Origin of the sequence: Arthrobacter sp. ok362 (genome assembly GCF_900102785.1) — a bacterium.
In the GTDB taxonomy this organism is placed as follows: Bacteria; Actinomycetota; Actinomycetes; order Actinomycetales; family Micrococcaceae; genus Arthrobacter.
The window spans coordinates 118,455-143,724 of record NZ_FNGC01000012.1; the positions used below are offsets into that span (position 1 = coordinate 118,455).

Genomic DNA, 25,270 nt, shown 5'->3' on the forward strand with positions numbered 1-25,270 from the left:
GCCGTCACCAGCGCGAACGGCGCGGCGACGGCGCTGAGCAGCGCCCCCGTCAGGGACGGGGAGCCGACGGCGACCGCGCTGGCGGCCGTTTGCAGCCGGGCATGCGCGTCGCTGATCTGTTCCCGTCCCACCACGGAAGGGACGAAAGCTCCATGGGCGGTGGTGAACACGACATCGGAGACGCTGATCAGCGCCACGCAGGCCAGCAGATGCCCCAGCGTCATGGCGCCGCCAATAAAGGCTGCCGGAACGCTCAGGACCACCAATGCCCGGACCACGTCCGCTGTGATCATCAGCCGCCGCCGGCGGAGCCGGTCCACCCAGACGCCGATCGGCAAGCCCAGGACAAGGAACGCACTCATGCCCAGGGCGTTAATGATTCCCACCTCGAGAGCGCCCGCGCCAAGCATGGAGACAGCAATGATCGGGATCACCACCCGGCTTGCTTCATCCCCGATGCCCTCGAACGCGCCGGCAATCCACAGCTTCCGGAACGCAACCAGCCGCATTAGTGGTGTTTTGACCGCATTGACCGTTGGTCCGGGTTCGGTGCTGACAACTCGCTTTAAGGTCATACCTGACAATTTGTCAGGATCAGCCTGACAAATCAATTATGCTGGCACTATTAGGCAATCACTCTTAAGGAGAATGCCGTGGAACTGGAACCGCCGCTCGCCGGTCCGCTGATGTGCAGCTTCTGCGCGAGACCGGCCAGCACTTCCCGACGCCTCGTGGCAGGTCCCGGCGTCGCCATCTGTAAGGACTGTGCCGAGGCGTCCATGACGCTGTTCAGCAGCACGGAGGGCTCACCAGCGGCGGCCCCCTGGGCGAGAATGACCGATGATGAACTGCTGGCCCACCTGCCTGAAATCGCCGCCGTCGCCTCACAAGTCGAAGATCGGTTGAGTGCCTGGGTGGGGACCGCGCGTCAGAGGCGAATCAGCTGGGCGCGCATTGGCGCGGCACTGGGTATGGCCCGGCAATCAGCGTGGGAACGCTTTCAGCCTCCGCACTGAAGATCTACAGCGTTAGCCAACCTTGACGATTCGTCTCCGGCCAGGCATTTTCCTAGCGCCCGGAATGAAAGGTTGCCGGAGGGCCGGGGAACGGTCCGCCAATCCCCTCGGCGTCGCTCCCGGTGCCGCTGCCGAGGAGGCTTCGGGTGAGGGCGGCGCTGTCGGCCATCAGGTCATCCACAGCCTTCCCCAGATGATGGTCCGCGACCGGCACGCCTTCCAATGCCCCGGCAACGACCGCCCGGCGGACGAGTTCGCGTGCGAACGAGGCTGTGGTGCCTTCGGTGCGGGCTGCGGCATCGTCAACCGCGTTCCGGCTGAAGGGAATTCCACGGGCATACAGCTTGATCAGCGAGACCCGCTCCGCCTGAGCAGGCAGCGGAATATCCACGGCCAGGTCCACACGTCCGGGACGCTGTGCCAGGGCGCGTTCGAGCATGTCCACGCGGTTGGTGGTGAGGACGAACGCCACGTCGGCGTCGCTGGCCAAACCGTCCATTGCGTCCAGCACCTCGAATAGCAGCGGCTGAGGTCCGTGCCCGAAGCTGCGGTCCTCGGCGATGAGATCGCAGTCCTCAAGAACCACGATGGAGGGCTGCAGGGCCCTGGCCATGGTGGCGGCCTCTGAGATCCTGGCGAGTGATCCCCCCGAAAGAAGGATTGCTGTGACCCCTTCGCTCCGACTCAACAAATACCGCACCGTGTGGGTCTTGCCGGTCCCCGGCCTGCCATAGAGCAGGACACCGCGTTTGAGGTGCTGGCCGTACTTGTTGAGAGAGTCCCGGTGCTCGGCGATGCCTAAGGCGTGGTCCGACACTTTCTCCAGCAGGCCATCCGGCAGGATGACATCGGACGCGGCAAGGGCCGGCCGGGCGTGAAAGGTCACCCCGGCCGCGCTGGGACCATACTCGCCCATCACCAAGGAAATGACCTGCCCCTTGAGCACGCTGCGGTGCTGCATCCGCCGACGGAACTCCGCGAGGAAGCGTGCGGCCTGATCGGTAGCGCCGGCCAAAACTTCAAGGGACGCTGACTGCCGGCCATACCGTGGGTTGGCGTCCCGCTGCAGCACCGCAATTGGACTGCCTCCGTGGCTGAAAAGCCACAGTCCCAACGCCACGGCCTGCCGCTGTTGGTCCGGACCGACAGCGAGGTTGGTGTAGTCCGGCTGGGCCAGCGGGTATTGGGGATATAGCTGGGACTGCTGCAACATGTCGCTCAGCGAATGATGGTGGCGTTGGTCTCCGCCGCCGATGCCCACGAGCCGGAACTCGGGGTCCTCTGCGGCGAGTTCTTCCATAAGAATGTCTGCATCCACGAACCGATGCGGCGGAATCTCCTCAACCACCACAGCCACTGATTCTGCCTGGACCGCCAAATGGTCGGTGAGGGTGGTCAGCAGCTGGGTTCCTGGTTGCACCCGATGCTGCCCGGACTGTGCAAGCTCCACCAGCCGCGCGAAATTGTCGATGAACTTCCCCAAATTTTCATCCATGGGCCGACCCTACCAGCGCCGAAACTGGCGTTGACGCTTATTCGCTCCAGGAAGTGTCAGCCGGCGGTTGCGCTGACCGCGATGGTGCCGCCTTGGGGATCCTTGATTACGGCGCTGCGAAATCCCGGGGTGTCCATGGGCGCCATCAAAATGCCGCCACCCAGTGCTACGGCGTGCTGGGCGATGGCGTCCGCGTCGCGGACAGCAAAATTCACACTCCAATGCGGCGGGACCGCGGCGCCGTCCGTGGCCGTTACGAGCGCCACGACTTGGCCCGAGCGGAGCCACAACGAGAATGGGGCGTCCGGCACCGTTTGGAGCTCCCAGTCGAACAATGTGCCGTAGAACGTTTGGGCCCGCCCGACATCTGTGGTGTGCAGCGAGCTCATGGCCCAGGAATTGGGCTCATTGGAAAGCTCGGCGCCGTCGTTCTCGCCGGCCTGCCGCAGGCAGAACGGAACGCCGGTAGCGTCGGCGAGCATAGCAATGCGGTCACCGCGGCCGGCGCCAAACTGGCCCAGGGGCTTGCCTCCCGCCTTCTCGGCACGCGCCAGGGCTTCCCCAACGTCGTCGACACGCACGTGGGTGATCCACCCCGGAGGCGATTGCGGCGGCGCCTGTCCGATGCCGGCCACCAGCCGCCCGCCCAGACGCGCGGTGTAATAGTCGCCGTCGAGACCGGACGGCATCGGCGTGGGGTCGTCGAAACTCCAGCCGAAGAGCGGACCGTAAAAGTCTCGGGCCGCCCCGGGATCTGGCTGCAAAGTGTCGACCCAGCACGGCACACCGGCTGAGGAGGTATCCCGCGCTGTCATTGAAGAAATCCCTTTCGACCGGGCCGGGTTCGGCGGGAACATTGTTTCCCATGTCCGCGCACTAGAGCAAGAACCGTACTGGCCCTGCAGAATTCCAGAAAGTTTTCACCGGCGGCCGGTTAGCTCGTGGGCCGATTAGGCTCATCTGCATCCCACGTCAGGTCGGCGCCCTCGGGTATCTGGAGGGCCTCGATTCCCGGATCGGCGACGATTTCCGAGATGAGGTTTTGGCTGCCCCCGATGATTGTTGAGTCAAAGTCGATCTCCGTGACCAGGGTCCAGGCGCGGTCCGCGGGCCAAATGAGACTGGGGGACTGTGGCCAGTGTGCATCAAGTGTCCACGGTGCGGTGCGGGCCCAGCCGGGGCTGGCGAACCTAATCGGAGCTTCGGAGAACAGGAAATGGGCTCTCCCGGGAAGCTCGAGCCGGGGTCCATTGGCTACGGCGGCGGGCAGCAGCCCTGACCCGCCGTCGGCTCCGGAGGAGGGCGCAGGGGCGGCGCTGTCGGCGTCGACGAGGGGCAGCCGGCTGTAGCCGGCGGGGCTGGCGAGTCCTCCCCAGCCCTCCCATACGGCGGCGACCCCAGAATCAGGGCTTGCCGTGTGCCGACACAGGATTGTGGCGACGCGGGCAAGGACGTGGACATCCAGATTGCCTGGCCGTGGTTCGCCATATCGCCACCCGGCGGCGTCGATCACTTCGCGGTATTCCGCGGACTGCGGTCCGGTTATGCGGTGAAACTGGGCCAGCGGATGCATGGACGTGCCGAAGGCTTTGGCAACGCAGGACCAGGAGACATGTTCGACGTCGATCGCCGAAGAAGTTGGCCTGTCGTGTCCGTGCCAGGTGCCGGTGCCGGCTGGCCTGTCCCGCGTCGCGGGGTGAAACACGCGGGCGTAGGCCTCATATCCGTGCGGCACCACGCAGTGCATGTCCCTCGCGGAACGGTCCAGAAGTGGAGGCAGCCAGTGGCCGCATTCAACGTCCCCGATGGGTTCCATGTGCCCAGCCTAGGGTCTCGGACCCCGACACGGTTCGGGCTACGCAAGACGGGGAACCAGAGGCCTGCGTCACGAAAAGTCGCATCTGATTTGTTACTCTCTTTTCCTTTTGTGCGGCTAATGCAATTGCTATTCTGAATTTGGTCAGGAAGAGGCCGCCTACCTCATTGCGGGAGTTCCTGCCTCATGCCCACCAGAGTCGATGTCACCGTCACTGCCGATGCGGACTCTCTGGCGGCCGCCCTGAAGCCTCTCGGCTACATGGCCTCCCGCAGCGTCGCCGCCCTGCTCGCGGTTTCAGGCTTGAGAACCCCCACGGCAGCCGGCCGGCCGACTTTCGTTCGCGCCCCGCCGCGGGAGCCCGGTTGGGGTGGGGCCGCGTGATCGGCACTGGGTCGCGGCGGCCGGGCAGCAGGATCTTTTACACGTTCCGGCACTGGCCGCAGGTGCCTACTGGTGACCTCCCGCAGCTTCGGCGGGAGCTGGCGCATAGCCAGGAACCGGCAGATGAAGTTGCAGCGTCCGAGCTCCTGCGGATCATCAACACGGAACTGCGGGGGCGCGGCCGGCGCCGCGAGTGGCGCCTGAATGTGGTCGGGGCGCGATCACGCCGTCGACTTCGGCGAGGGCGGCCAGGCAAGCAGGACCAAAAGCCGGGTCCAGGCTTCCCAGAGACCAGCGCGGATGCGGCCCGTGAGAAACGAATCGGGGGTGGCCGCATCCGCGCTGACACGCACTCATAGTGCAAAGCATGCCCGGTATTCTGCTGGCGCCTGAGGGCGCGGACCAGTCAGGCTGATCGCGAGGCGCGGACCCATCGGGCACGTGGCCGGCCACCACGGATGACGTAAACCCCTGCCTCCGCGGGACAATCTGGACCTGCCGCCAATGCCGGGCACTATGTCCCGTCCCGCCTTATTGCCCGCAATGTAATACTATTTGGGGGCATGCGGCCGGAAGGAGCATGAGTGGAACTTGCAGGGCAGCGTTTTGTTGGCAGGACCGCGGAGGAGCTTCAGGACCTCGTGCTGTCCAGCGAGGACCTGGACGAATTTCTGGGCGAACTGGCCCAACACACAGCCATTGGGCTATCCCACGCGGAGCGGGCAGTCATCTGCGCCGTAACTGTCGCGAGGCCTAAGCGACCCGCCGCGACCGGTGCCGGCAGCCAGAGGACATTTGAACTCGAAGAGCTCCAGGCCGAGGCCGGCGAGGGCCCCTGCATCACCGCCATGAGCGGAGCACGCACCGTATATGTCAGGGACGTGGCGCGCGAGAGCCGGTGGCCAGACTTCGGTCAAGCGGCAGCGGAACGGGGATACGTTGCCGTCCTGGCGGTCCCCATCGGTCTGGACGACGGATGCCGGGCCGCCCTGAGCTTCTACGCCACGCACCGTTCCGGATTTACGGAGAGCGAAATCTTCACCGCAGAAGACTTCGCCCGGCAGGTCTCAATGCCCTTACGTCTTGCCTTGCGGATCGGCCGGCTCCAAGAGGCCCGCGATGACCTCGAGTCGGCCATGAAATCACGTACGGTCATCGACATGGCCATCGGCGTGGTCATGGCCCAGAACAGGTGCCGCCCGGACGAGGCATTCACTTTGCTCCGCAAAGCCTCCAACGCCCGCAACACCAAGGTGCGCGAGGTCGCGTCATCCATCGTTGCTGCGATCGCCGGCACAACAGATGTTCGCTCACGCTTCGACCTGTAGGAGACGCCCGAGCGGCCGGCGCCGTCAGGAGCGCGCCGCGAGGATCTGTTCACGCAGAATGTCCGCGTGGCCGCAGTGCTGGGCGAGTTCCCTGAGCATGTGCAGATAGACCCACCGCAGGGGCAGCGGACCGCGCCGGTTGCCCTTGACAAGGTCGTCAAGATCGAGGGAAGCGGCCCGACGGCGTGAATCCTGGCAGGCCTGGAGGTAGGCGGCCTGGAGGCCCGCGATGGTGTCGTCCGCCTCGAGGACGAACGATTCATCGGGCGTGGCCGGAATGCCGATTTCCTGCCGCGTCCTGCACGTGATGGCCTCGTCAAACCAGACCTTTTCCACGACGGTGGCGTGCTTGAGAAGCCCCAGGAGAGTGGTCCTTGACGGGACCAGGGATGCCCGGGCCTCCTGCTCGGTCAGCCCGTCGAGGCAGGCGCGCAGATCCGCACGATGCTCATCGAGGAAGGCATCGAACTGGGTCCGCGTGTCCGCAGTGAAGGTGTCCGGGTCCATGCTGGGGTTTGGTCTCATGGCCTCACAGCCTAGTACCCGGCGGCCGCGATTCGGGGGACCCGGACCCGCCCGTGCGGTCCAGGTCCCCACGAATCCGACTTGGGCGGAACGGGATCGCGGTCAGTGCCCCCGCGCGATCCATTCCTCAAGGTGCGGGGCCTCGGCGCCGATCGTCGTCGGATCCCCGTGCCCGGTCCGGACCGCCGTGTGCGCGGGGAGTGGCAGGAGCCGGGTCCGGATGGACTCGATGATGGTAGGGAAGTCACTGAAGGAACGTCCGGTCGCTCCCGGGCCGCCCTTGAACAGCGTGTCCCCGCTAAACACAGTGTTTTCCAATTCTGTGCCTTCGCCCTCGAGAAGGAAGCACACGGACCCCGGCGAGTGCCCGGGGGTGTGCAGTGCCACCAGACTCGCCCCTGCGACGTCGAACGTGTCGCCGTCGGCAATGGCGTGGTCCGGCTCGGTGCCGGGGAACACCCGCTCCCACAGCATCCAGTCATCCCGGTTCAGGTACACGGGCGCGTTCACGAGCGTGCGGACCTGGCCCACGGCGCGGATGTGGTCATCGTGGCCGTGCGTGAGCAGGATCGCCGTGACCTTCCTGCCGGCGACAGCGGCGGCGACGGCAGCGGGATCGTGGGCCGGGTCGATGATGACGCATTCGGCGTCGTCCCCGAGGATCCAGACGTTGTTGTCAACGTCCCACGTCCCGCCGTCGAGCGAAAACGTCCCGGAGGTGACCAGCCGGTCGATCCGGACGCTCACAGCTCCACCACCGAGCGCAGCACCGCGCCCGCGTGCATCTTCGAGAAGGCTTCCTCGATCTGCTCGATCGTGATCCGCTCGGTCACGAAGGCGTCCAGGTCCAGCTTGCCCTGCCGGTAGAGGCTGATGAGTGTGGGGAAGTCGCGCGAGGGCAGGCAGTCGCCGTACCAGGAGGACTTCAGCGACCCGCCGCGGCCGAACACGTCCAGCAGCGGCAGTTCCAGCGTCATCTCGGGGCTCGGCACGCCCACCAGGACCACCGTGCCGGCGAGGTCCCGGGCGTAGAAGGCCTGCTTGTACGTTTCCGGGCGGCCGACGGCGTCGATCACCACATCGGCGCCGAAACCGCCGGTTAGTTCGCGGATTGCCTCCACGGGGTCGACGGCGGAGGAGTCCACCGTGTGGGTGGCGCCGAGCTCCTTGGCGCGCTGGAGCTTCTTGGCGTCGATGTCGACGGCGATCACGGTGGTGGCGCCGGCGAGCGCCGCGCCGGCGACGGCCGCCACTCCCACTCCGCCGCAGCCGATCACTGCCACCGAATCGCCGCGCTGGACGTTTCCGGTGTTGATCGCCGCGCCGATGCCTGCCATGACGCCGCAGCCGAGCAGGCCGACGGCGGCGGGATCGGCGTCGGGGTCCACCTTGGTGCACTGGCCGGCGGCCACGAGGGTCTTTTCGGCGAAGGCTCCGATGCCCAACGCGGCCGTCAGCTCCGTGCCGTCCTCCAGGGTCATCTTCTGGGTGGCGTTGTGCGTGTTGAAGCAGTACTGCGGCTGGCCGCGGCGGCAGGCACGGCACTCGCCGCAGACGGCCCGCCAGTTCAGCACCACGCGGTCACCGGGGGCAACCTCGGTGACGTCCGGCCCCACGGCGCTGACAACACCGGTGGCCTCGTGGCCGAGCAGGAAGGGGAAGTCGTCGTTGATGGCGCCCTGCTTGTAGTGCAGATCGGTGTGGCAGACGCCGCAGGTGAGGATGTCCACGAGGGCCTCGCCGGGGCCGGGGTCCGGCACCAGGATCGTCTCCAGGGTGACGTCGGCATTCTTGGTACGGACTACTGCGGCCTTGACTTTATGGACCATGAAACAAGCTCCTCTGCTCTGAACGCGGATTTCTCGCACAACTTACTGGCACAACGGGCGGCGGCGCGGCCCTTGGGAGGCCGCGCCGTCGTGGTTTGGTGTTGTCCTTGGATACCGGAAGGGACTAGGCGGCGAGCCGGCTCTTGACCTCTGCTGCGGAGGGATTGGTGGCGGCGGTGCCGTCCGGGAACAGCACCGTGGGGACGGTGCGGTTGCCTCCGTTGAGCTGCTCGACGAGATCGGTCGTGCCTTCGACTTCCTCGATGTTGATCTCGGTGTACCCGATGCCCTGCGCGTCCAGCTGCTTCTTCAACCGGTTGCAGTAGCCGCACCACGTGGTCGAAAACATGGTGATGGTGCCGGATTCGGGGGTGAAGTCCACGAAGTTCTCCTCAAGCTTGTGGTTGGGGCCGGCGTGTAGGGCCGGGCGCCCACTGAAGTCGTACGTCACTGCAAACAACCGTACCCCGGAGCCTGCTATTCCCGCAGGCGCGTGGCGGAGCCAGGGGGCGGATGACATGGAATGGGTGCGGTGGCATGCTGGTGCCATGTGTGGACGCTACGTGATGGCCCGGGCCGTCGGAGACCTGCTGGCCGAATTCGACGCCGGGCTGGAAGATGAGATCGCGATTCCGCCGTCGTGGAACGTGGCCCCGACGGCGGATGTGCCGATCCTGCTCGAACGGCTGGTGGACGGAGAGCCGGTGCGCCAACTGCACATTGCGCGCTGGGGTCTGGTGCCCTCCTGGGCCAAGGACCCGGGAATAGGGTCAAAGATGATCAATGCCCGCAGCGAGACGGTGCTGGAGAAGCCCGCCTTCCGGAAAGCCACCCGCTCCCGTCGCTGTGCCGTCCCGGCGGACGGCTACTACGAGTGGAAGGGCGAGGGCCGCAGCAAGCAGCCCTACTACGTCCATCCCACGGACGGGCACCCCATTGTCTTCGCGGGACTCTATGAATGGTGGAGGGATCCGTCCAAGGCGGAGGGCGACCCGGAGCGCTGGATGCTCTCGACCTCGATCATGACCACCGACTCACCGCCGGAGGGCTACGCCGGGGGAATGCTGGCCGAGCTGACCGCGCTGCATGACAGGGTTCCGCTGCCCATGAACCGCGAGACCATGCAGACGTGGCTGGACCCGCAGGCCGATGACGCGGCCGGACTCGTGGACCTGGTCCGGGCCGGGGCGCACGACGTCGCGGAAGGTTGGAAGATTGACGCCGTCGGCACCGCCGTCGGGAACGTCAAGAATGACTCGCCGGAACTCATCCAGCCGGTAGGGAGCCTGTTCTAGGGAGTCGCTTCCCGTGACGCCTGAACTCTCTGGTCAGAGCGTCACTTTGCCGCCGCCGTCGACCGCCCAGCCGGGGTTGAAGGCGACCTCCCAGCGGTAGCCGTCGGGATCGGCAAAGTAGCCGGTGTAGCCGCCCCAGGGCTGGGTCTTCGGCGCCGCGACGATGAGGGCTCCTGCGGTCTCGGCTTCGGCCATCACCCAGTCGACTTCCGCCGTGCTGGCCAGGTTGTGGCTGAGCGTGATGCACGCAATGCCGGCAGGGGGATCGGTGGCCGCTTCGGACTGCATTTGTCCCGCGTCCCAGAGCGAGAGGATGAGGCCGTAGTTGGCCTGGATGAAGAGCACCTCGCCGGGGACTTCCCGGTGGACCGGCCATCCGAGGCCATCAACGTAAAAGCGGCGTGAGGCGTCAACACTGCGGACACCCAGCGAAATTAAGTCGACTCGTGGCTGCATCTTTCGATACTGTCATGCACATGCCCACAAATCACGCAGACGACAAGGCCGCCCAGGCCGACCGGGAACAGCTCGCCGCCGTGCGGGTGGCTGTTGACGAGGTGGACGAGCAGATCGTGTCCTTGATCGGGCGCCGTGAACGGCTGATCCGGATCGCCGGAACCCTCAAGGCGGACAGCGCCGAGGTCCGTGCGCCCGGGCGGGTGGAGCGGGTCATCGAACACGTCCGCGCCACGGCGGAACACAAGGACATCGACGTCGAACTCGTCGAGAAGACGTACCGGGCCATGATCGACGCCTTCATCACCCTCGAGCTGGAAGTGTACAAGTCCACCTCCTAGCAGGGGCCTGTCGGAAGGTGCCTAGAGAGACTCTTCGACCGGCACGTTGGCCTGGTAGTCCCGGCCGTCACAATCGCTGAACGCCGTCATGAGGTGGCCCTTGGGCAGGCCCAGCACAGTCGCGATGGGAAAGTTTCCGGTGATCGTGTTTCCTGAGTGTTCCACGCCCTTGAGGTCGAAGTTCTCTTCCGTGCCGTCATGGTTGAAGTAGTAGAAGGAAACGGCCTCGCCGTTCATGAACTCAATGCCCAGTCTCCGCTGATGGGAGTAGTCCGGCCCGGCTGCGAGTAGACCCACCACGTAGGCGCCTTGCCCCGGGATATTTCCGTCTATATCAAAGGTCGCCACCAAGGTTGAATTCTTGGCGGCGATCTTTACGTGCTTCAGGAGTGCGATATGGGAGCTCATGGCTCAATCCTGCTACCTGCATCTGCGTCCGTCCACCCCCGATCTGGGTTTTGTGGCCTCTCCGACGTAGACTGGTTTTATTCGAAGATATGTTCGAGTATGAATTCGTAGTGCTAGCAATACGGCTAGAAGTACGGCGAGCAGAAGCGCTAGCAGAAGCGGGGACTGGGCCGGCTCCAGCCCGGATTGGGTCGGGAGGCAACGTGGGCATGTTCAGCGAGTCTGTGGATGTCGTCTGCACGCCCGCAGGCCAGCCCCTGCGCCTCGACTGGGCCGGCCGGCGCTACACGGTCTGCGCGGAACCCGTCCGTTGGTATGAGCGCCGGCAGTGGTGGGCGGAGGAAAGCCGGGCGCCGCTCGGGAGCGGTCCGGGGCTGGTGGATCACGAGATCTGGCGGGTCCAGGTGCGTGCCGCCGGGAACAACGCCGCGGACTCCCCCCTCACCCTTGACCTGACCCGGCATGTCGGCAGCGGCCGGTGGCGGCTCCTGAGGATCCACGACGCACTGCAGCCCCTCCGGAAGCCCAAAACAGCATGAACTTCACCCATCTGCACGTCTCCACCGCCTTCAGCGCCCACTATGGCGTCTCCTGGCCGGATGAACTGGCCGCCTCGGCCGCCGCAGACGGCGCCACTGCGCTGGCCTGCACGGACCGGGATGGGCTGTACGGCACCGTCAAGCACCTGAAGGCGTGCATGGCCGCCGGGCTGGATGCGATCGTCGGGGTGGACCTTGCGGTCTTTGACGACGACGGCGACCTCCGCACCCAGCTAGGGGGACGCGTCGTCGTGCTGGCGCACGGACACAACAACGGCGCCGGCTACCGGGCGTTGTGCCGGCTGATTTCCGACGCCCATGCCCGCACCACGGGCAAGGCCGGGGGAGCGGTGCCAGTGGCCGTCACCCGGGCGGAGCTGGCCTCCCGCACCTTGCACCCCGAAACCCTGCAGCCGGTCCTGACAGTGCTGATCGGCCCGGACTCCGACGTCGGCCGGGCCATGGGCGGCCGGCGCTACCTGCGCCCCCGCACCCTGTTCAAACGCTGGCTGGACGCCATGCCCCCCGGGACCCTGGCGGCCGAGGTGGTGTCCCAGCTCAGCCCGCCCGGGGAACCGCTGAGCACCGCCCACGCGGTGCGCATGCTCAAGCTCGCAGCAGAGCACGGGGTGCCCGCCGTGCTGAGCAACGCCGTGCGGTATGTGGCCGAGGACGGCGCGGCCACCGCCGATGTGCTGGACTCGGCCCGGACGCTTAAATCCCTCCCCGAGCTCTCCGCCGCCCCGCTGCTGCAGCCCAATGGTCAGGGCTGGCTCAAATCCGCGGCCCAGATGCTGCAGCTGGGCAAGGAGATCATCCACGCCGCCGGCTACGGCACGGCGGACCTTAAACGGCTCCTGGCCCAGACCGAGGCGCTCGCGGACCGCTGCCGGATGGATCCTGTGGCCGACATGGGCTGGAAACAGCCAGTGGTTCCGGAAGCATCCGTGATCGGGATCGACGGCGACGCGCTCGCCGAACTGACCCTGCGCTGCGAGGCCGGCATCGGCCGCCGCTTCCCGGGAATCTCCGGTCAGCGAGAACAGCAGATGCGAAACCGGCTGCAGCACGAGCTCCGGATCATCGACTCGCTGGGCTTCGCCTCCTACTTCCTGACCGTCGCGGAGGTCTCCCGGATGATCCTGGCCCTGGGCGTGCGGGCGGCCGCGCGCGGTTCGGGCGCCTCCAGCCTGGTCAACTACCTGATCGACATCAGCCAGGTGAACCCGCTCCAGCATGACCTCATTTTTGAACGCTTCCTCTCCCGCGACCGCGCCACGCTGCCCGACATCGACATCGACGTTGAAAGCGCCGAACGGCACAACGTCTACCGGAAGATCTTTGAGCGCTTCGGAGCCGAACGCGTCACGCTGATGAGCATGCAGAACGGCTACCGCGCTCGCGGTGCCGTGCGCGACGCCGGACTGGCCCTGGGCATGGACGACGGTGAGGTCGGGGAGATCGCCAAGCAGCTGTGGCGGTTCTCGGCCCGGCACTTCCGCGAAGCCCTCGTGGAGAAACCCGAGCTGAAGGAATTCGCGGACCGGGTGGAGCAACGCGGCTTCACCGAAAACCAGCAGCTGGACCTGTTGGTGGACCTCACGGAGCGGCTGGACCGGCTGCCCCGGCACATCTCCATGCATCCGTGCGGGGTCATCCTCGGCGATGCCACCTTGCTGGACCGCACCCCCGTGCAGCCCAGCGGCCTGGGCCTGCCCATGAGCCAGTTCGACAAGCACGACATGGACCCCATGGGCATGCTCAAACTCGATGTCCTGGGTGTCCGGATGCAGAGCGCCATGGCGTTCGCCGTCCGGGAAGTGATCCGGCTCCACCCCTCCAAGGCCGAGGTGGTGGCCGCCGGCGCGCATCCGGCCGGCCCGGATGGGACCGGTCCGGATTACATAGCCGAGGACGGGCACATCGACCTCAACGCGGTCCCGCTTGATGATGAGCCAACCTTTGAGCTGATCCGCAGCACCCACACCCTGGGCTGTTTCCAGATCGAATCCCCGGGCCAGCGCGAACTGATCGGCAAGATGGCGCCCCGGGAGTTCAACGATCTCATCATTGACATCTCGCTGTTCCGGCCAGGCCCGATGAAATCCGACATGGTCCGGCCCTTCCTGGAGCACCGGCACGGGTTCGCCCCCGAGGTCTATCCACATCCCGACCTCAAACCGGTCCTCCAGGAAACCCACGGGGTCACGGTTTTCCACGAACAAATCCTCAAGACCTTCGATGTCATGACCGGGTGCGGGCTGGCGCGCGCCGACGAGTTCCGCCGGGCGCTGGGCAACGAGGTGCTCGAAGCCAAGGTGGAGGAGTTCTTCCGGAAGGAGGCCCGGGCCCGGAACTACAGTCCCGAGGTGGTGGACAAGGTTTGGGGCACGCTGAAGGCCTTTGGCAGCTTCGGGTTCTGCAAGGCCCACGGAGCCGCCTTCGCCGTGCCCACCTACCAGTCGGCCTGGCTCAAGGCGCACCACCCGGAGGCCTTCCTCGCCGGACTCTGGGAACACGACCCCGGCATGTACCCCAAACGCCTGCTCGTGGCCGAGGCCCGCCGGCTGGGGATCCCCATCCTTCCCCTCGACATCAACCGAAGCCAGGCCGAGTACCGGGTGGAGTGGGTGGAATCCGGGCCGGACCGGGGCAGGCTGGGCATCCGGCTAAGCCTGAACGGCATCTTCGGGCTCTCCGGCGCCGAGCTGAAACGGATAGTGGCTGGCCAGCCCTACGACTCCCTGGCGGACCTGCGCGCCCGGTCGCGGCTAAGCAGGCCCAGCATCCAGCGCCTGGCCCAGCTGGGCGCCTTCGACTCGCTGCACCGGGCCTCCGGGGGAGCCGCCAACCGGGCGGACCTGGTCCAGCACCTGCAGAAACTGCAGGCCCGGCCCTTGCGGAAGGGCGCAGAGGTCATTGAGGGCCAGCTGGCGTTGCCGCTGGGGGACGTGGAACTGAAGAACCTGAAGGCGATGCTACCCGCGCCCAGCATGGTGGACAACGTCCGGGCGGAACTTGACCTGATGGCCGTGGACGTCAGCGAGCACCTCATGACCAGCCACCGCCCGCTGCTGGAACGGCTCGGCGTCACCACCGCGGACAAGCTGCTGGGACTGCGCAACGGCGCGGAGGTGCTGGTTGCCGGGGTCCGGGTGGCCACCCAGACACCGCCCATGCGCGGGGGCCGGAGGGTGGTGTTCATCAGCATCGACGACGGCACAGGTTGCGTGGATTCGGTCTTCTTCCACGAAGCGCAGGAGCAGTCCGGATCCTTGCTGTTCGGGACCCGCCTGCTGCTGATCCGCGGCACCACACGCCGGACCGGGCCGCGGGGGATCAGCATCAGCGCCAGCATGGCCTGGGACCTCAGCCGCCCGGAGACCCTGCCGTTCCCGGAATCCGTTGCCGGCGCCACCGGCCAGCACGAGCCGGACCTGCCCGGCCCCCTAGACGGGATCAGCAGAAACCTCGCCATCACCGGGCTGGGCGGCTGAGCTCCCGTCGGAGCGGCCGCCGCGGGAGCCGCCGCTGGGCGGCGGCTGGGCTGGGGCTGCTTTGTGGCGCGTTGGTTGGCCTCTGGAGAAACCGATAGCATGGACGAGGCTGGCTGTGGTCCCCGTACGCCACAAGCTACGAAGCCTTAACTTTGAATAGGAGACACCCGTGTCAGATGCCCAGCAGATCACCCTTATCGTCGACGGCGAAGAGACCAAGGTGACTACCGGGACCACCGGCGCGGAACTCTTCTTTGAGCGCCGTGACGTCGTTGTGGCCCGCGTTAACGGCGAGTTGAAGGACTTGGACCAGCCCCTTCCCGAGGACGCTTCCGTCGAGGCCGTCACCATTGATACCCCGGACGGGCTCAACGTCCTGCGCCACTCCACGGCCCACGTCATGGCCCAGGCCGTGCAGCAGCTGCGTCCCGACGCGAAGCTCGGCATCGGCCCCTACATCACGGACGGCTTCTACTTCGACTTCGACGTCGCGGAACCGTTCACCCCGGAAGACCTCCGCCAGCTCGAAAAGATGATGCAGAAGATCATCAACCAGAACCAGAAGTTCGTCCGCCGCGTAGTATCCGAGGACGCGGCCCGCGAGGCGATGAAGGACGAGCCCTACAAGCTCGAGCTCCTGGGGAAGAAGAACGACGCCGCCGACGCCGGAGAGGGCGTCAACGTCGAGGTCGGGGCCGGCGACATCACCATATACGACAACGTGGACCGCAAGAGCGGGGACAGCATCTGGTGCGATCTGTGCCGCGGCCCGCACCTGCCGAACACCAAACTGATCTCCAACGCCTTCGCGCTGACCCGGTCCTCGGCCGCCTACTGGCTGGGCAACCAGAACAACCAGCAGCTGCAGCGCATCTATGGCACCGCCTGGCCCACCAAGGACGCCCTCAAGGCCTACCAGGAACGCATTGCCGAGGCCGAGCGCCGTGACCACCGCAAACTCGGCGCGGAGCTGGACCTGTTCTCCTTCCCGGACGAGCTCGGCTCGGGCCTGCCGGTCTTCCATCCCAAGGGCGGCATTATCCGCAAGGCTATGGAGGACTACTCCCGCCAGCGCCACGTGGATGCCGGCTACGATTTCGTCTACACCCCGCACATCACCAAGGGCCACCTCTACGAAGTCTCAGGCCACCTGGACTGGTACAAGGAGGGCATGTTCCCGGCGATGCACATCGACGCGGAGCTGAACGAGGACGGCACGGTCCGCAAGCCTGGCCAGGACTACTACCTCAAGCCGATGAACTGCCCCATGCACAACCTGATCTTCCGGTCCCGCGGACGCTCCTACCGCGAACTGCCGCTGCGGCTCTTCGAATTCGGCTCGGTCTACCGCTACGAGAAGTCCGGCGTGGTACACGGCCTGACCCGTGTCCGGGGCATGACCCAGGACGACGCCCACATCTACTGCACCCGCGAGCAGATGAAGGACGAGCTCACCACCACGCTGAACTTCGTCCTCGGCCTGCTCAAGGACTACGGCCTGGACGACTTCTACCTCGAGCTCTCCACCAAGAACGAAGACAAGTTCGTGGGCGACGACGCCACGTGGGAGGAAGCCACCCGCACCCTGGCCGAGGTGGCAGAAGCCTCCGGGCTTGAGCTCATCCCGGATCCGGGCGGAGCCGCGTTCTACGGCCCCAAGATTTCCGTCCAGACCAAGGACGCGCTCGGCCGCACCTGGCAAATGTCCACCATCCAGCTGGACTTCAACCTGCCCGAACGCTTCGAGCTCGAGTTCCAGGCCGCCGACGGCACCCGGCAGCGGCCCGTGATGATCCACCGCGCCTTGTTCGGCTCGGTGGAGCGCTTCATGGGCGTGCTGACCGAACACTACGCCGGTGCCTTCCCCGCCTGGCTGGCGCCCGTGCAGGTGGTGGGCATCCCGGTGGCGGAGGCTTTCAACGACTACATGTTCGACGTCGTGGACCAGCTCAAGGCGGCCGGTATCCGCGCCGAGGTGGATATTTCCTCGGACCGATTCCCGAAGAAGATCCGCACGGCAAGCAAGGACAAGATCCCGTTCGTGCTGATCGCCGGCGGAGACGACGCCGAGGCAGGAGCCGTGTCCTTCCGCTTCCGCGATGGCAGCCAGGACAACGGCGTGCCCGTGGCCGAGGCCGTCCAGCGGATCGTCGACGCTGTCCGAAACCGGACCAGCTAGGCAGACGGAAGGGCAGCGCGTGCAGGAAACCACAGGGGCCGGGCCGGAGTATCCGGGCGACCACGCCGTGACGGACGACTTCGGCCTGGCCGGGGTCCCGGACGCTTTCCAGCGCCTGTGGACCCCGCACCGGATGGCGTACATCAAGGGCGGCCAGCAGCAGTTCCAGAACCCGGACGACTGCCCTTTCTGCGTCGCACCCGAGCGGGGGGACGAGGACTCCCTGATCGTGTACCGGGGCAGGACCAGCTACGTGGTGCTGAACCTGTTTCCGTACAACCCGGGCCACCTGCTTATCTGCCCCTACCGGCACATCCCCGACTACACGGATCTCACGGTCGAGGAAACGGCGGAATTCGCCGAACTGACCCAGACAGCAATGCGGGTGCTGCGCAAAGTCGCCAACCCCTCCGGTTTCAATCTGGGCATGAACCAGGGTGTCGCCGGCGGGGCAGGCATCGCCGGCCACCTGCACCAGCATGTGGTGCCGCGCTGGGGCGGGGACGGGAATTTCTTCCCCATCATTGCGCAGACCAAGGCGATCACGCAGACCCTCGGCGAGGTCCGCCAGCAGGTGGCTGACGCGTGGCCGCAGGAAATGCCCGCGCAGCAGGAAACAACCGGGGAGAAGGATGCTTAACAGGCACGCCCGGGGTTTCTTCACCGCCCTGTTTTCTCCGGTTGCCCGCTGGCTGCTGAGGATCGGGGTGTCTCCCGACGCCGTGACGGTGGTCGGCACCCTCGGCGTGGTGATCGGCGCCCTCGTGTTCTACCCGCTCGGTCAGCTCCTGTGGGGAACCGTGTTCATCACGGCGTTCATTTTCTCCGACGTCATCGACGGCATCATGGCCCGGATGCAGCATCGCGGCGGCCGATGGGGCAATTTCCTGGACTCCACCCTGGACCGCGTGGCCGACGGCGCCCTCTTCGCCGGCCTCGCCGTCTGGTTCTTCACCGGCGGCGCCAACCCGCCCATCGCCGTCGCCGCCATCGTCTGCCTCGTGCTCGGCATGGTGGTCTCCTACGCGCGGGCCAAGGCGGAAGCCCTGGGCTTTCACGCCAACGTCGGCATCGCCGAGCGCGCCGAGCGCCTCGTGTCCGTGCTGGTGGTCACGGGACTTACGGGCCTGGGCCTGCCCGTCGTCGTGCTGTTCGTGACGCTCTGCCTCCTCGCGATCGCGAGCCTGGTGACAGTGGTCCAGCGCATCGTGACGGTCCACCGCCAGTCGCTGGAGGAACCCGAAGGTACCGCCACAGAACATTCCGTCTGACGGCGCCGCACGGCGCCCCGGCGGACGCGCCGATTCCCCGGCCCCACGCGAGATTCGGCTGCTGTAACTCGAATTCTGCCGTGCCCCGGCCGGGGGATAGTATTAGTTTTACCGGCCAATGGATCCGGTAATCCGGTGTGTGCGAGACACGGCATTTACGTGCCGTCCGCGCCCCGGCGAGGTCATCTATCTACCCATAGGGGTTTTTGTGTCTACACCTGATGTAAGCAGCGAAGCCGGCGCGTCCGCGAAGAACGTCACGGGCAGCAGCCGCGTCAAGCGCGGCATGGCTGAGATGCTCAAGGGCGGCGTCATCATGGACGTCGTCAACGCCGAGCAGGCCCGCATCGCCGAAGACGCCGGTGCCGTGGCCGTGATGGCGCTGGAACGCGTTCCGGCCGACATCCGCGCCCAGGGCGGCGTGTCCCGCATGTCCGATCCCGACATGATCGACAAGATCATCGCGGCCGTGTCCGTGCCCGTCATGGCCAAGGCCCGGATCGGCCACTTCGTCGAGGCGCAGGTCCTGCAGTCCCTTGGCGTGGACTACATCGACGAGTCCGAGGTTCTGACCCCGGCCGACTACACCAACCACATCGACAAATGGAAGTTCACCGTTCCGTTCGTCTGCGGTGCCACCAACCTCGGTGAGGCCCTGCGCCGCATCAACGAGGGCGCGGCGATGATCCGGTCCAAGGGTGAGGCCGGCACCGGCGATGTCTCCAACGCCACCACGCACATGCGCCAGATCCGCGCCGAGATCAAGAAGCTCGCCGGCATGGCCGAGGACGAGCTCTACGTCGCGGCCAAGGAGCTGCAGGCGCCGTACGAACTGGTCAAGGAAGTTGCCGCCACCGGCAAGCTCCCGGTGGTGCTGTTCACCGCCGGCGGCATCGCCACCCCGGCCGACGCCGCGATGATGATGCAGCTCGGCGCCGACGGCGTGTTCGTCGGCTCCGGCATCTTCAAGTCCGGCAACCCGGCCCAGCGTGCCGCCGCCGTCGTGAAGGCCACCACTTTCTTCGACGACCCGGACGAGATCGCCAAGGCCTCCCGCGGCCTGGGCGAGGCCATGGTCGGCATCAACGTCGACGAAATCCCGCAGCCGCACCGCCTCGCCGAGCGCGGCTGGTAACGGCAGTAAACCCTTAACCCCGACGGCGGCGAGTGACCTTTCTCAGGTGACTCGCCGCCGTCGTTTGTTTCCCCGTCGATTGCTCCGTAACTGCCCTTATGAGGTCTCAAAACGGCGGTTACGGAGCAATCGATGAAGGGTCAGTCCAGGCCGCGGCGCTTCAGCAGCGGCCCGAGATCCGCGTCCCGGCCGCGGAAGGCGCGGAATGACTCCAGCGGGTCCCGGCTGTTGCCGCGGGACAGCAGTTCGGCCCGGAAGAAATCGCCGTTGGCGCGGCTGAGGCCGCCGTTTTCCTTGAACCATTCCACAGTGTCGGCGTCCAGCACTTCGCTCCAGATGTAGGAGTAGTAGCCGGCGGCGTACCAGCCGCCGGCGAAGATGTGCTGGAAGTAGCCTGTCCGGTAGCGCGGCGGGATAAGGCTGTGCGCCACGCCGGCCGCGGCCAGTGCCTTCGCTTCGAACTCGAGGACGTCCTCCGGGACATCGGAGTCGTCCAGGACATGCCACGCCAGGTCCAGCAGGGCCGCGCCGAGGTATTCCGTGGTGGCGAAGCCTTCGCCCCAGAGCTGCGCGGCGTTGAGCTTGTCCACGGTTTCCTGCGGCAGGGGCTCGCCGGTCGCATGGTGCCGCGCATAGTTGGCCAGGACCTCGGGCCACATGATCCACATTTCGTTGACCTGCGACGGGTATTCCACGAAGTCCCGCGGCACGTTGGTACCGGAGAACCGCGGATACGTGACGGCGGAAAACAAGCCGTGCAGGGCATGGCCGAACTCATGGAAGGTGGTGCGGAGTTCATCCAGCGTCAGCAGGGTGGGCTCGCCGGCCGGCGGTTTGGAGATGTTGAGGTTGTTGATCACCACAGGACGGGTGTCCAGCAGTCCGGACTGCTCCACGAGAGCGTTCATCCACGCGCCCCCGCGCTTCGTCTCCCGCGTGTAGTAGTCGCCCAGGAACAGGCCCAGGTCCGTCCCGTCGGAATTCTTCACCTCCCAGACGCGCACGTCCGGGTGGTAGCCGGCGAGGTCCGTGCGTTCGTGGAAGGTGACGCCGTACAGGGCGTTCGCCGCGAAGAACACACCGTCATTCAGAACCCGGTCCAGCTCGAAATACGGGCGCAGGGCCTGCTCGTCCACGGCGTACCGCTCCCGCTTGACCTTGGCCGAGTAATACGCCCAGTCCCAGGCCTCGAGGGCATGGCCGGCGGCCTCGGCAAGCGCCTCCGCCTCGGCGTCGGCGTTGCGGACGGCCGCCGGGGCCAGCCGGCCCATCATGGCCTGAACAGCCTGGAAGTCTGGTGCCGTCTGCCGGTCCACGCTGAGTTCGGCGAAGTTCGCGAACCCCAGAAGGCTGGCCCTCTCGGCGCGGAGCCGGACCATGTCCTTGACCAGATCGAGCACGTCGAGGCTGCCGCCGCCGCTGCCGCGGCCGATCGAGGCCTCGTAGAGACGCCGGCGGACGTCCCGGTTCGCCAGCGCTGCCATGGCGGGCTGGTTGCTCGGCTGGATCAGGGTCAGCAGGAACTTTCCCTCGTGCCCGGCGGTCCGGGCGGCTTCGGCCGCGCTGGCGACGTCGTCGGCGGGCAGGCCGGTGAGGTCGCCGGCGTCGTCAATCAGCAGGGCAGCGGACTTCATGCTTTCCTTGCAGCGCTGCCCGAACTCGGTGCCGAGCCGGGAAAGCTCGGCGTTGACGTCCTTGAGGCGCTCCTGGCCCGCGTCGTCAAGCTGGATACCGGAAGCCCGGAACTCCTTGAGGTATTCCTCCACGAGCCGGGCGGACTCCGGGTCAAGGACGGCTGTGTCCAACGCCGCGAAGTGCTCGTAGAGCCCTCGGTTGAGGTAGACGGCATCCTGGTGGGCGGCAAAGAGCGGGGACAGGCGGGTCTCGAGATCCCGGATGGTATCCGAGGCGTCCGCGGAAACGAGGGTGAAAAAGGACGCGGCAGCCCGTTCCAGAAGCCGGCCGGAGCGCTCCATGGCCAAGGCCGTGTTTTCGAAGGTCGGGGCCTCCGGGTCGTCCACTATGGCCTGGATTTCGGCAAGGTGCTCGGCCAGGCCGGCCTCAACGGCCTCGGCGTAGTGCGCGTCTTCGATGTCCGCGAAGGGCGGCAGGCCGTAGGGCAGGGTGCTGGGGCTCAGGAGGGGATTGGTCATGACGTGACTCTTTCATGCACGGCCCGGGTTCTCAACGTTCGCCTCAGTGTGTTGTGACTGCCCCCAACGTAGGATGGGGCCCTGTGGGGCTTGCCGGTCCGCGAGGCCGACGCCGGATGGCGGCGGCGAGCGCCCGGCGCGCCCGGAGCCAGGCTGCTGAATTCCGGGAACTGTAGGGGAGCATATGGAGACGTTGAACGAACGGCGCCGGGCGGTCGCCGTGCCCGGTGCGGTGCTGGCCGTGTTTGAGTTTGGCCCCGAGCCTGGCCCGGGGGTCTCCAGCCTGCTCCTGGTGCATGGCTACCCCGATGACCATCGGGTGTTCCTTCCGGCCATCCGCGAACTCGCACGGACGCATCACGTGGTGGCCTACGACACGCGGAACGCGGGTGCGTCCGCAGTCCACGGCCCGGACGCGGACTATTCGCTCAAGGCCCTCGTGGACGATGCCTTCGCCGTGCTGGCCGGGGTGGGCGCCCCGGCTGTCCATCTGGTGGGGCACGACTGGGGGTCGATCCAGGGCTGGGCGGCCGTCCAGGACCCCCGGGCCGACGGCCGGATCATCCGCTACACGAGTATTTCCGGCCCTGACCTGGGGCACTTCTCCCGCTGGATCCGTGGACGCATCCGGACACCGGGGGCCTGGCCGCAGCTGGGCGGGCAACTGCTGCGCAGCTGGTATATCGGAGCGTTCCTCGTCCCGGTCCTGCCGGAGGCCGCCTGGCGGCTGTTCCTGACCCGGCGGTACGAAAAGATGGCCAAGCGCGACGTCGGCAACGATCCGGTCCGCGGCCTGGCCCTGTACCGCAGGAACTTCCGCGGCCGGCGGAACCCGGCCGTTCCAACCCGGGTGGCTGTCCCCGTCCACGTGGTAGTGCCGCTCAAGGATCCGTTCCTCACGCCGGCCCTCGTGGAGGGGCTTGAATCGTGGGTGGACGATGTCACCGTGACGCGGGTCGACAGCGGCCATTGGTGGCCCGTGACCCGGCCGGCCGAATTCGCGGCACTGCTGCGGCAGCCCGTGACAACGCCGTAAGCCGGCGTTGTGAGGGCGCGGGCAGACCGGCGGGATCAGGCAACGCGGAGCGGGGAATTCCGCAACGGGATGGAATACCTTACGTGGGGCCGGGGTGCCAAGTCCCTGCTCTTCGTCCAGGGCGGACCGGGGAGCGATGTGCCCCAAGGGGTGTTGCGCGGACGTTTCCGGTGGGAGTTTGCTGCCTACCGGGAGGCCGGGTACGCCATCTGGATGGTCACCCGCCGGCGGAACATGCCGGCGTCGCACACGATCGCAGACATGGCGGACGACTACGCTCCGCTGATCGCCGAGGAGTTCGGCGGCCGGGTCGACCTGGTGGTGGCTGAGTCATTCGGCGGGATGATCGGGCAATACCTGGCCGCCCGCCATCCGCAGTCCTTCGGGCACATCGCCATGGTGGTCACGGCCGCCGAGCTGAGCGCGTGGGGCAAGGACGTGGACAACCGGATGGCCGCCGCCGTCGCCGCCGGGGACCCAGACCGCGCCGGGACTGTCCTGGCCGAGTACCTGCTCCCGGGCCCGCGGACCCGCTGGCTGCGGGAACTGCTGGGACCTGTTGTCGGCAGGCGCGTGCTGGGTTCCTCGGGGTGCCCCGCCGCGGATGTCCTTATGGAGGCGCGGGCCGGGTTGGCGTTCGATGCGCGGGCGGCGCTGCCGTTCATTCGTCCGCCCGTCCTGCTGCTCCGTGGAGGGCGGGACGCGTTCTTCCCGAGGGTGGTGGCGGAGGAGACCGCGCGGTTGATTCCCGACTGCACCCTGATCGTCTACGAGCGGTGGGGCCACCTCCGGGCGGGATCGAGCAGGCGGGTGCCGCGTGACGTCCTGGCCTTCGTCCGGGCCCGCTAATGGCAGACTGGGCCGGTGGCTACCTTCGTGGAGCATTCTTGCTGCATCGGGTCAACCGGCCCAATATGTCGAATCGAACTCGTAGGGGGTGTGCATGACGAACGAGCCCAAGCCATTCGAAGTCCACGAGTCGGGGGCCCTGTTTCACGGGACGAAGGCGGACCTGGCGGTGGGGGACCTGTTGATTCCCGGACGTGGCTCGAACTTTGAAGAAGGAAGGACAGCGAATCACGTGTACGTGACGGCAACCTTGGATGCCGCAACGTGGGCGGCTGAACTCGCCGCCGGGGAAGGCCGTGGACGGATCTACATCGTGGAACCGACGGGCGCCCTTGAAGACGACCCCAACGTGACGGATAAGAAGTTCCCCGGCAATCCGACGCGGTCTTACCGGACCCGGGAGCCGGTGGAAGTCGTGGGTGAACTCGTGGATTGCATAGGACACTCGCCCGATCAGTTGCAGGCCATGCGAGATGGCCTCGCCGACCTGAAACGCCGGGGCCTCGCAGTCATTGACGACTAGCAGCGTCCTCGAAATCTCTAAGAGAGCTGAGTCTTCGATACTTTAGGAATCCAGCAGCGCACCGCATCGCGGTATTGCTGGAATTCTTCGCCAAACCGTTCCTGGAGATCAGATTCCTCAAGCGGCCTGACGGCGTAGTTCCACACCAGCGAGCCCACGACCGCGTAAGCGATGACAAGCCATGACTGCAGAATGAGGCCAATCGCGGCGCCCTGGACAATGCCCGCGACCGCCATCGGATTACGAATCCAACGATACGGACCCGCAATGACCAGACGGTTGGGCATCGCCGATGGCAACGGCGTGCCATCTCCCAGGGTCGACATCACAACTGCCGACCAGACGCCAAGAGCACTTGCGAGTATGAGAACCACGACGCCAATAGGACCTGCAAACGATGGAAACGGTAGCGCCACCGCCCAGCGCTCTGCGAGAAACGCTATCGCCAAGGGAAGCACCGCCAGGAAGAACCCCCAGAAGAGGACGATTTGCCCGAACGTTGAAGCCACGTGGATGGCAGCGGTCGGACGGGTGACGGCGGGGCGGAAAGCGAACGGACCGCGGATGATCCATGCGATCGGTACGCGCCCTTGCAAGATGAGGCAGAGCGCGATCAGGGAACCTGCGGTTGCAGCACCCATGCTCAGGACACCCCAGCCCGCTTCGGTCGTGATGGTGGCGTACACCGCCAGTGCGACCGCGACGAAGCTCGTCCAGCCGGTACTTACTACCGCGGCAACCCTGACGCCAAATGCCGCCACGGCCGAGGCCATGACGAACAGTGGAATGTCGAAGACCGCGACCGCGACCGGGTCGAGATTACCGAGGGCCGCCTCGCGCACCATTGGCGAAACGAAAACCGCGATCCACCAGCAGAGCCCGGCGACCGCCTGCATGGCGAAATAGGCCGGACCCCACCGAACCAAGGGCTTCACCGACTCAACCTGGTCATCAATGGTCCTTGCCTGCTTGTCGATGGAATTCTACGAGCGAGCACTTCCGGCTCTAGGACGTGGCTTTGTTTGTGTCGAAGTAAATGTTGGCGTCAGCCTACCGAATTCGACCGGGGCCGCCTCGATAGGCTTCGAGTGCGTCTTCTCTGATCCACTTTCTAGTCAGGAAAGCGTCCAGAACGCAAGAAACGGTGAATGTCGCCCAGGCTATCCATATAGGTGCGAGGCCCGTAAAAACCAAT

At 66.3% G+C, this 25,270-nt stretch carries 24 protein-coding genes and 1 pseudogene; 13 read left to right on the top strand and 12 right to left on the bottom strand.

Annotated elements, in window-relative coordinates:
• Nucleotides 1–32: 32 nt before the first annotated feature.
• Nucleotides 33–575 (bottom strand): annotated as a pseudogene (locus BLQ10_RS23130) (MFS transporter); the annotation flags it as partial.
• A gap of 78 nt (nucleotides 576–653) precedes the next feature.
• Here BLQ10_RS23130 and BLQ10_RS16330 point away from each other — a divergent pair.
• On the top strand, nucleotides 654–1,016 hold the full coding sequence (locus BLQ10_RS16330) for a ClpX C4-type zinc finger protein (RefSeq protein ID WP_091563845.1): 363 nt from the start codon (nucleotides 654–656) through the stop codon (nucleotides 1,014–1,016).
• 52 nt (nucleotides 1,017–1,068) lie between these two features.
• On the opposite strand, the gene BLQ10_RS16335 is transcribed toward BLQ10_RS16330, so the two are convergent.
• From BLQ10_RS16335 to BLQ10_RS16345, 3 genes are all read right to left on the bottom strand, one after another.
• On the bottom strand, nucleotides 1,069–2,511 hold the full coding sequence (locus tag BLQ10_RS16335) for an AAA family ATPase (RefSeq protein ID WP_091563847.1): 1,443 nt from the start codon (nucleotides 2,509–2,511) through the stop codon (nucleotides 1,069–1,071).
• Nucleotides 2,512–2,567: 56 nt separating this feature from the next.
• Nucleotides 2,568–3,326, bottom strand: a complete 759-nt coding sequence (locus tag BLQ10_RS16340; protein ID WP_091563848.1) for a VOC family protein — start codon at nucleotides 3,324–3,326, stop codon at nucleotides 2,568–2,570.
• A gap of 119 nt (nucleotides 3,327–3,445) precedes the next feature.
• Complete coding sequence (locus tag BLQ10_RS16345; protein ID WP_091563850.1) at nucleotides 3,446–4,327, bottom strand: hypothetical protein; 882 nt, start codon at nucleotides 4,325–4,327, stop codon at nucleotides 3,446–3,448.
• A 968-nt stretch (nucleotides 4,328–5,295) separates the two neighbouring features.
• Between BLQ10_RS16345 and BLQ10_RS16355 the strand changes: the two genes are divergently transcribed.
• Nucleotides 5,296–6,039, top strand: coding sequence for a GAF and ANTAR domain-containing protein (locus BLQ10_RS16355; protein ID WP_091563853.1), 744 nt, complete (start codon nucleotides 5,296–5,298; stop codon nucleotides 6,037–6,039).
• 24 nt (nucleotides 6,040–6,063) lie between these two features.
• Here the strand turns inward: BLQ10_RS16355 and BLQ10_RS16360 are convergent, their stop codons facing one another.
• From BLQ10_RS16360 to BLQ10_RS16375, 4 genes are all read right to left on the bottom strand, one after another.
• On the bottom strand, nucleotides 6,064–6,564 hold the full coding sequence (locus BLQ10_RS16360) for a DinB family protein (protein ID WP_091563855.1): 501 nt from the start codon (nucleotides 6,562–6,564) through the stop codon (nucleotides 6,064–6,066).
• Nucleotides 6,565–6,666: 102 nt separating this feature from the next.
• Nucleotides 6,667–7,311, bottom strand: a complete 645-nt coding sequence (locus BLQ10_RS16365) for an MBL fold metallo-hydrolase (protein WP_091563857.1) — start codon at nucleotides 7,309–7,311, stop codon at nucleotides 6,667–6,669.
• The gene (locus tag BLQ10_RS16370) at nucleotides 7,308–8,393 is read right to left on the bottom strand and encodes an S-(hydroxymethyl)mycothiol dehydrogenase (protein ID WP_091563859.1); all 1,086 of its coding nucleotides are present in this window, start codon (nucleotides 8,391–8,393) and stop codon (nucleotides 7,308–7,310) included. The genes BLQ10_RS16365 and BLQ10_RS16370 overlap by 4 nt, the downstream gene beginning before the upstream one ends.
• A 124-nt stretch (nucleotides 8,394–8,517) precedes the next feature.
• A complete protein-coding gene (locus BLQ10_RS16375; RefSeq protein ID WP_091563937.1) occupies nucleotides 8,518–8,775 on the bottom strand; it encodes a mycoredoxin in 258 nt (85 codons plus the stop codon).
• Between the two features lie 184 nt (nucleotides 8,776–8,959).
• On the opposite strand from BLQ10_RS16375, the gene BLQ10_RS16380 reads away from it, so the two are divergent.
• Nucleotides 8,960–9,688: an SOS response-associated peptidase gene (locus tag BLQ10_RS16380; protein WP_254785621.1), complete on the top strand. Its 729-nt coding sequence runs from the start codon at nucleotides 8,960–8,962 to the stop codon at nucleotides 9,686–9,688.
• Nucleotides 9,689–9,721: 33 nt separating this feature from the next.
• Here the strand turns inward: BLQ10_RS16380 and BLQ10_RS16385 are convergent, their stop codons facing one another.
• On the bottom strand, nucleotides 9,722–10,144 hold the full coding sequence (locus BLQ10_RS16385) for a VOC family protein (protein ID WP_091563863.1): 423 nt from the start codon (nucleotides 10,142–10,144) through the stop codon (nucleotides 9,722–9,724).
• A gap of 14 nt (nucleotides 10,145–10,158) precedes the next feature.
• On the opposite strand from BLQ10_RS16385, the gene BLQ10_RS16390 reads away from it, so the two are divergent.
• On the top strand, nucleotides 10,159–10,485 hold the full coding sequence (locus BLQ10_RS16390; RefSeq protein WP_091563865.1) for a chorismate mutase: 327 nt from the start codon (nucleotides 10,159–10,161) through the stop codon (nucleotides 10,483–10,485).
• A gap of 21 nt (nucleotides 10,486–10,506) precedes the next feature.
• On the opposite strand, the gene BLQ10_RS16395 is transcribed toward BLQ10_RS16390, so the two are convergent.
• Nucleotides 10,507–10,893 (bottom strand): hypothetical protein, encoded by a 387-nt coding sequence (locus tag BLQ10_RS16395; RefSeq protein WP_091563867.1) that lies wholly within the window; start codon nucleotides 10,891–10,893, stop codon nucleotides 10,507–10,509.
• Nucleotides 10,894–11,096: 203 nt separating this feature from the next.
• Between BLQ10_RS16395 and BLQ10_RS16400 the strand changes: the two genes are divergently transcribed.
• The 6 genes from BLQ10_RS16400 to pdxS all read left to right on the top strand — a co-directional run bounded on the left by BLQ10_RS16400 (nucleotide 11,097) and on the right by pdxS (nucleotide 19,514).
• A complete protein-coding gene (locus tag BLQ10_RS16400) occupies nucleotides 11,097–11,432 on the top strand; it encodes a DUF6504 family protein (RefSeq protein ID WP_091563868.1) in 336 nt (111 codons plus the stop codon).
• On the top strand, nucleotides 11,429–14,929 hold the full coding sequence (locus BLQ10_RS16405; RefSeq protein WP_091563870.1) for a DNA polymerase III subunit alpha: 3,501 nt from the start codon (nucleotides 11,429–11,431) through the stop codon (nucleotides 14,927–14,929). Before BLQ10_RS16400 ends, BLQ10_RS16405 begins: the two co-directional genes overlap by 4 nt.
• Nucleotides 14,930–15,098: 169 nt before the next feature.
• Nucleotides 15,099–17,108, top strand: coding sequence for a threonine--tRNA ligase (thrS, locus tag BLQ10_RS16410; RefSeq protein ID WP_091563871.1), 2,010 nt, complete (start codon nucleotides 15,099–15,101; stop codon nucleotides 17,106–17,108).
• A 19-nt stretch (nucleotides 17,109–17,127) separates the two neighbouring features.
• The gene (locus BLQ10_RS16415) at nucleotides 17,128–17,748 is read left to right on the top strand and encodes an HIT family protein (protein WP_091563873.1); all 621 of its coding nucleotides are present in this window, start codon (nucleotides 17,128–17,130) and stop codon (nucleotides 17,746–17,748) included.
• Nucleotides 17,741–18,379, top strand: a complete 639-nt coding sequence (gene pgsA / locus BLQ10_RS16420; RefSeq protein ID WP_091563875.1) for a phosphatidylinositol phosphate synthase — start codon at nucleotides 17,741–17,743, stop codon at nucleotides 18,377–18,379. Before BLQ10_RS16415 ends, pgsA begins: the two co-directional genes overlap by 8 nt.
• 208 nt (nucleotides 18,380–18,587) lie before the next feature.
• On the top strand, nucleotides 18,588–19,514 hold the full coding sequence (pdxS, locus tag BLQ10_RS16425; RefSeq protein ID WP_091563876.1) for a pyridoxal 5'-phosphate synthase lyase subunit PdxS: 927 nt from the start codon (nucleotides 18,588–18,590) through the stop codon (nucleotides 19,512–19,514).
• 140 nt (nucleotides 19,515–19,654) lie between these two features.
• On the opposite strand, the gene BLQ10_RS16430 is transcribed toward pdxS, so the two are convergent.
• Nucleotides 19,655–21,667 (bottom strand): M3 family metallopeptidase, encoded by a 2,013-nt coding sequence (locus tag BLQ10_RS16430; RefSeq protein ID WP_091563878.1) that lies wholly within the window; start codon nucleotides 21,665–21,667, stop codon nucleotides 19,655–19,657.
• Nucleotides 21,668–21,851: 184 nt separating this feature from the next.
• On the opposite strand from BLQ10_RS16430, the gene BLQ10_RS16435 reads away from it, so the two are divergent.
• From BLQ10_RS16435 to arr, 3 genes are all read left to right on the top strand, one after another.
• On the top strand, nucleotides 21,852–22,703 hold the full coding sequence (locus BLQ10_RS16435) for an alpha/beta fold hydrolase (RefSeq protein WP_091563879.1): 852 nt from the start codon (nucleotides 21,852–21,854) through the stop codon (nucleotides 22,701–22,703).
• Nucleotides 22,704–22,772: 69 nt separating this feature from the next.
• A complete protein-coding gene (locus BLQ10_RS16440; RefSeq protein ID WP_091563881.1) occupies nucleotides 22,773–23,552 on the top strand; it encodes an alpha/beta fold hydrolase in 780 nt (259 codons plus the stop codon).
• 94 nt (nucleotides 23,553–23,646) lie between these two features.
• The gene (gene arr, locus BLQ10_RS16445) at nucleotides 23,647–24,075 is read left to right on the top strand and encodes an NAD(+)--rifampin ADP-ribosyltransferase (RefSeq protein WP_091563883.1); all 429 of its coding nucleotides are present in this window, start codon (nucleotides 23,647–23,649) and stop codon (nucleotides 24,073–24,075) included.
• Nucleotides 24,076–24,092: 17 nt separating this feature from the next.
• On the opposite strand, the gene BLQ10_RS16450 is transcribed toward arr, so the two are convergent.
• Complete coding sequence (locus BLQ10_RS16450; RefSeq protein ID WP_091563939.1) at nucleotides 24,093–24,971, bottom strand: methyltransferase family protein; 879 nt, start codon at nucleotides 24,969–24,971, stop codon at nucleotides 24,093–24,095.
• Nucleotides 24,972–25,270: the final 299 nt, after the last annotated feature.